Genomic DNA, 4,120 nt, shown 5'->3' with positions numbered 1-4,120 from the left:
GCCTTCGCGCCGCGACAGGGATGAAAAACATGGTTGAGACCACGGGCAAGCCGCGCACCCTTTACGACAAGATCTGGGACGACCATGTCGTCGACATCCAGCCCGACGGCACCGCGCTCATCTATATTGACCGCCATCTCGTCCACGAAGTCACCAGCCCGCAGGCTTTCGAAGGCTTGCGTATGGCGAAGCGCGCGGTTCACGCGCCGGAAAAAACCCTCGCCGTGGTCGACCACAATGTGCCGACCACCGATCGCTCCAAGCCGATCGAGGACCCCGAGAGCAAGGCCCAGGTCGAGCAACTGGCGATCAACGCCCATGATTTCGGCGTCGAATATTACGACGAGCACGACCGCCGCCAGGGCGTCGTCCATATCGTCGGCCCCGAACAGGGCTTCACTTTGCCCGGCGCGACCATCGTCTGCGGCGACAGCCATACCTCCACCCACGGCGCCTTCGGCGCGCTGGCGCATGGCATCGGCACGTCGGAAGTCGAGCATGTGCTGGCGACCCAGACCCTGATCCAGACCAAGGCCAAGAACATGCTGGTCAAGGTCAACGGCAAGCCGCATGACGGCGTCACCGCCAAGGACATCGTGCTGGCGATCATCGGCAAGATCGGCACCGCCGGCGGCACCGGCTATGTCATCGAATATGCCGGCGAGGCCATCGAGGGCCTGTCGATGGAAGGCCGCATGACGGTCTGCAACATGTCGATCGAGGCGGGCGCCCGCGCCGGCCTGATCGCGCCGGACGACAAGACCTTCGCTTATATCAAGGACCGCCCCAAGGCCCCGAAAGGCGCGGATTTCGAGCGCGCGGTGCATTATTGGACGCAGCTCCGCAGCGATCCGGGCGCGCATTATGACGTCGTGGTCGAACTCGAAGCTGGCGATCTGCCGCCGGTGATGACCTGGGGCACCAGCCCCGAGGACGTCATCGCCATTGACGGAACCGTGCCGACCGTCGATTCCGCCAAGAACGACGCCCAGCGCGCCAAGATCACCCGCGCGCTGGATTATATGGGCCTCAAGGGCGGCGAGAAGGCGACCGATCTCAAGATCGACCGCGTCTTCATCGGCTCCTGCACCAACGGCCGCATCGAGGATCTGCGCGCGGCGGCGAAAATCGCCGAAGGCCGCAAGGTCGCGGCGGGCGTCAACGCCATGGTCGTGCCGGGCTCGGGTCTGGTCAAGGAACAGGCGGAAGCCGAGGGCCTCGACAAGATTTTCCTCGCCGCCGGCTTCGAATGGCGCGAGCCGGGCTGCTCGATGTGCCTGGCGATGAACCCGGACCGTCTGGCGCCGGGCGAGCGCTGCGCCTCGACCTCGAACCGCAATTTCGAGGGCCGCCAGGGCTTCAAGGGCCGCACCCATCTCGTCTCGCCGGCCATGGCGGCGGCGGCGGCGGTGACCGGCCATTTCGTCGACGTGCGCACGCTGCAGTGAGCGAGGACGCCTGATGGACGCCAGTGACCTTCGCGCCCTTCAGGCGCCGCTGAAGGAGCAGTACAAGGCCGACGCGAACGCGGCCTTCGTGACCCTGAAAGCGCGCGGCGACCTGTCCGGCGAGGGCCTCGCCTGCAAGGTGTCGACCTCGCGCGCCCTGATCGAGGCCGGGCTGCATCCGGCGACCGGCGGAACCGGCATGCAGGCCTGTTCCGGCGACATGCTGCTGGAGGCTCTGGTCGCCTGCGCCGGCGTCACCCTCAAGGCGGTGGCGACGGCGCTGGATTTCCGGCTCCAGGGCGGCGCCGTGCGCGCGGAAGGCGATCTCGATTTTCGCGGCACTTTGGGTGTGGCGAAGGACGCCCCGGTCGGCTTCGCCGGCATCCGGCTGTTCTTCGATCTCGACACCGACGAGCCGCAGGAGCGGATCGACGCCTTGACCAAACTGACCGAGCGCTATTGCGTGGTGTTCCAGACGCTGGCCCATCCGCCCGAAATCAAGCTCGCGGTGAACAAGGGAGCCGCCGCCTGATGGGAAGCGTCCGACCGCCCGCGCAGGATTGGGCCGCGCGCGCCGCGCCCTCGCTGGAGGATTTCGAGACGATGGCCGATGTGGCCTTCCGCCGCCTGCCGCAGCGATTCCGGCGCGCCTGCGACGGGCTCGTCATCCGGATCGAGGATTTTCCCGACGAGGACGTCGTCGAGGAAATGCAGGCTTCGTCGGAATTCGAGCTGCTCGGCCTGTTTCGCGGCCAGGGCCTCGCCCAGTCGGAAGGCGTCCACAGCGGCCAGTTCCCGAACATGGTTTATCTCTACCGCCGCCCCATCCTCGACGTCTGGGCGGAGGGCGAGGAAACCCTCGGCGACCTGATCCGCAATGTCCTGATTCATGAGATCGGCCATCATTTCGGCCTGTCCGACGCCGATATGGAGCGGATCGAACGCGAAGCCGAATGAACCGCATGTTTGAAATCCGTTGAATAAACCCGGCCCCATTCGGGGCGAGAAAGTCCAGGTTCGAAAGATGGAAAAGTTCACGAAATTGACCGGCGTCGCCGCGCCCCTGCCGATCACCAATATCGACACGGACATGATCATTCCGAAGCAATATCTGAAGACCATCGCCCGCACCGGTCTCGGCAAAGGCCTGTTCTCGGAAATGCGCTATCGCGAGGACGGCTCCGAAAACCCGGATTTCGTGCTGAACAAGCCGGCCTATCGCCAGGCGCAGATCCTGGTCGCCGAGGATAATTTCGGCTGCGGCTCCTCGCGCGAACATGCGCCCTGGGCGCTGCTCGATTTCGGCGTCCGCGCGGTCATCTCGACCAGCTTCGCCGATATTTTCTACAATAATTGCTTCAAGAACGGCATTTTGCCGATCAAGGTCTCGAAAGAGAACCTCGCCAAGCTGATGGACGACGCCGAACGCGGCGCCAACGCCACCCTGACGGTCGATCTCGAAGCGCAGGAGATTCGCGGCCCCGATGGCGGCGTGGTGAAATTCGACATCGATCCGCATCGCAAACATTGCCTGCTCGAAGGGCTCGACGACATCGGTCAGACGCTTGTCAAGGCGCCGAAGATCGCGGATTTCGAATCGAAGGTGGCGGCCGAACGTCCCTGGATTTGATCCGCGCTTTTTCGGTTCTTCACGCCCCAGAATCAGGCTAGCATCCCGCGCATGAAGACCGGGATGCTAGCCTTTTCCATTGTTCTCGCGCTCGCGCAGACCGCCCGCGCCGATTTCGGCTCGTGCAAACAGGGGGTCAAGGCGCAGGCCGCCGCAGCGGGTGTGTCGCAGGCCACGCTTGGCCGCGCGCTCGACGGGCTTGAGCCCAACGACGCCGTGAGCTTTCTCGGCCAGCAGCCCGAATTCACCACCCCGATCTGGGATTATATCGCCGGACTGGTCGATGACGAGCGCGTGCGCGACGGCCAGGCGCGTTTCGCGCAATATAGAAGCGCGGCCCTCGCCGCCCAGCAGCGCTACGGCGTCGACGCCACGGCGATTGTCGCGGTCTGGGGCGTCGAATCGGATTTCGGCAAGAGTTTTGGCGGACGGCCGATCATCCAGTCGCTCACCACTTTGGCCTGCACGCCGAATCGCCGTTCGGATTACTTTCGTGGCGAGCTGATCGCGGCGCTGAAGATCCTCGATCATAGCGACGTCAGGCTGGAGGAATTCAACGGCTCCTGGGCGGGCGCCTTCGGCAATACCCAGTTCATGCCCTCGACCTTCCTGCGGCTCGCGGTTGATCTCGACGGCGACGGCAAGCGCGACGTCATCAATTCCGTGCCGGACGCGCTGGGCTCGACCGCCAATTTCCTGCACAGCGCCGGATGGGTGACGGGCCTGCCGTGGGGTTTCGAGGTCCGGCTACCGGCGCATTATTCCGGCCCATCGGGACGCGGCGGCAAGAAGCCGGTCGCCTTCTGGGCGGGCCACGGCCTGACCCATATCGACGGTTCGCCGCTGTCCGGCGGCGGCAATTACGGCCTGCTGCTGCCGGCCGGGCCGAATGGCCCCGCTTTCCTCGTCTCGCGCAATTTCGACGCCTTCTATTCCTATAACGCCGCCGAATCCTATGCTCTGGCGATCGGCCTGCTATCCGACCGGCTCAAGGGCAAGCCGGGGATCGTCACGCCCTGGCCGACCGACGATCCGGGCATTC

General features: G+C 64.9%; 5 protein-coding genes. All 5 read left to right on the top strand.

Translation table 11 applies throughout. From position 1 onward, the window contains the following. Positions 1-29 precede the first annotated feature (29 nt). Positions 30-1,448, top strand: a complete 1,419-nt coding sequence (gene leuC, locus ACE3S9_RS15950) for a 3-isopropylmalate dehydratase large subunit (protein WP_374547463.1) — start codon at positions 30-32, stop codon at positions 1,446-1,448. 13 nt (positions 1,449-1,461) lie between these two features. Next, positions 1,462-1,980 carry an OsmC family protein gene (locus ACE3S9_RS15945; protein WP_374547462.1) on the top strand — a complete coding sequence of 173 codons (519 nt, stop codon included), beginning with the start codon at positions 1,462-1,464 and terminating at the stop codon, positions 1,978-1,980. Next, positions 1,980-2,405 carry a metallopeptidase family protein gene (locus ACE3S9_RS15940; protein ID WP_374547461.1) on the top strand — a complete coding sequence of 142 codons (426 nt, stop codon included), beginning with the start codon at positions 1,980-1,982 and terminating at the stop codon, positions 2,403-2,405. Before ACE3S9_RS15945 ends, ACE3S9_RS15940 begins: the two co-directional genes overlap by 1 nt. 67 nt (positions 2,406-2,472) lie before the next feature. Continuing rightward, on the top strand, positions 2,473-3,078 hold the full coding sequence (gene leuD / locus ACE3S9_RS15935; RefSeq protein WP_374547460.1) for a 3-isopropylmalate dehydratase small subunit: 606 nt from the start codon (positions 2,473-2,475) through the stop codon (positions 3,076-3,078). Positions 3,079-3,141: 63 nt separating this feature from the next. Then, the coding region (locus ACE3S9_RS15930; RefSeq protein WP_374547459.1) for a lytic transglycosylase domain-containing protein at positions 3,142-4,120 on the top strand (979 nt) is incomplete at its 3' end.

The sequence above is a fragment of the Rhodoblastus sp. genome (assembly GCF_041915505.1).
In the GTDB taxonomy this organism is placed as follows: Bacteria; Pseudomonadota; Alphaproteobacteria; order Rhizobiales; family Beijerinckiaceae; genus Rhodoblastus.
This window is presented reverse-complemented; position numbering and strand designations above follow the sequence as displayed.

Excerpts from the sequence above, each read along its gene's own strand:
- leuC (WP_374547463.1), top strand. The coding sequence starts at position 30 with ATGGTTGAGACCACGGGCAAGCCGCGCACCCTTTACGACAAGATCTGG.
- ACE3S9_RS15945 (WP_374547462.1), top strand. The coding sequence starts at position 1,462 with ATGGACGCCAGTGACCTTCGCGCCCTTCAGGCGCCGCTGAAGGAGCAG.
- ACE3S9_RS15940 (WP_374547461.1), top strand. The coding sequence starts at position 1,980 with ATGGGAAGCGTCCGACCGCCCGCGCAGGATTGGGCCGCGCGCGCCGCG.
- leuD (WP_374547460.1), top strand. The coding sequence starts at position 2,473 with ATGGAAAAGTTCACGAAATTGACCGGCGTCGCCGCGCCCCTGCCGATC.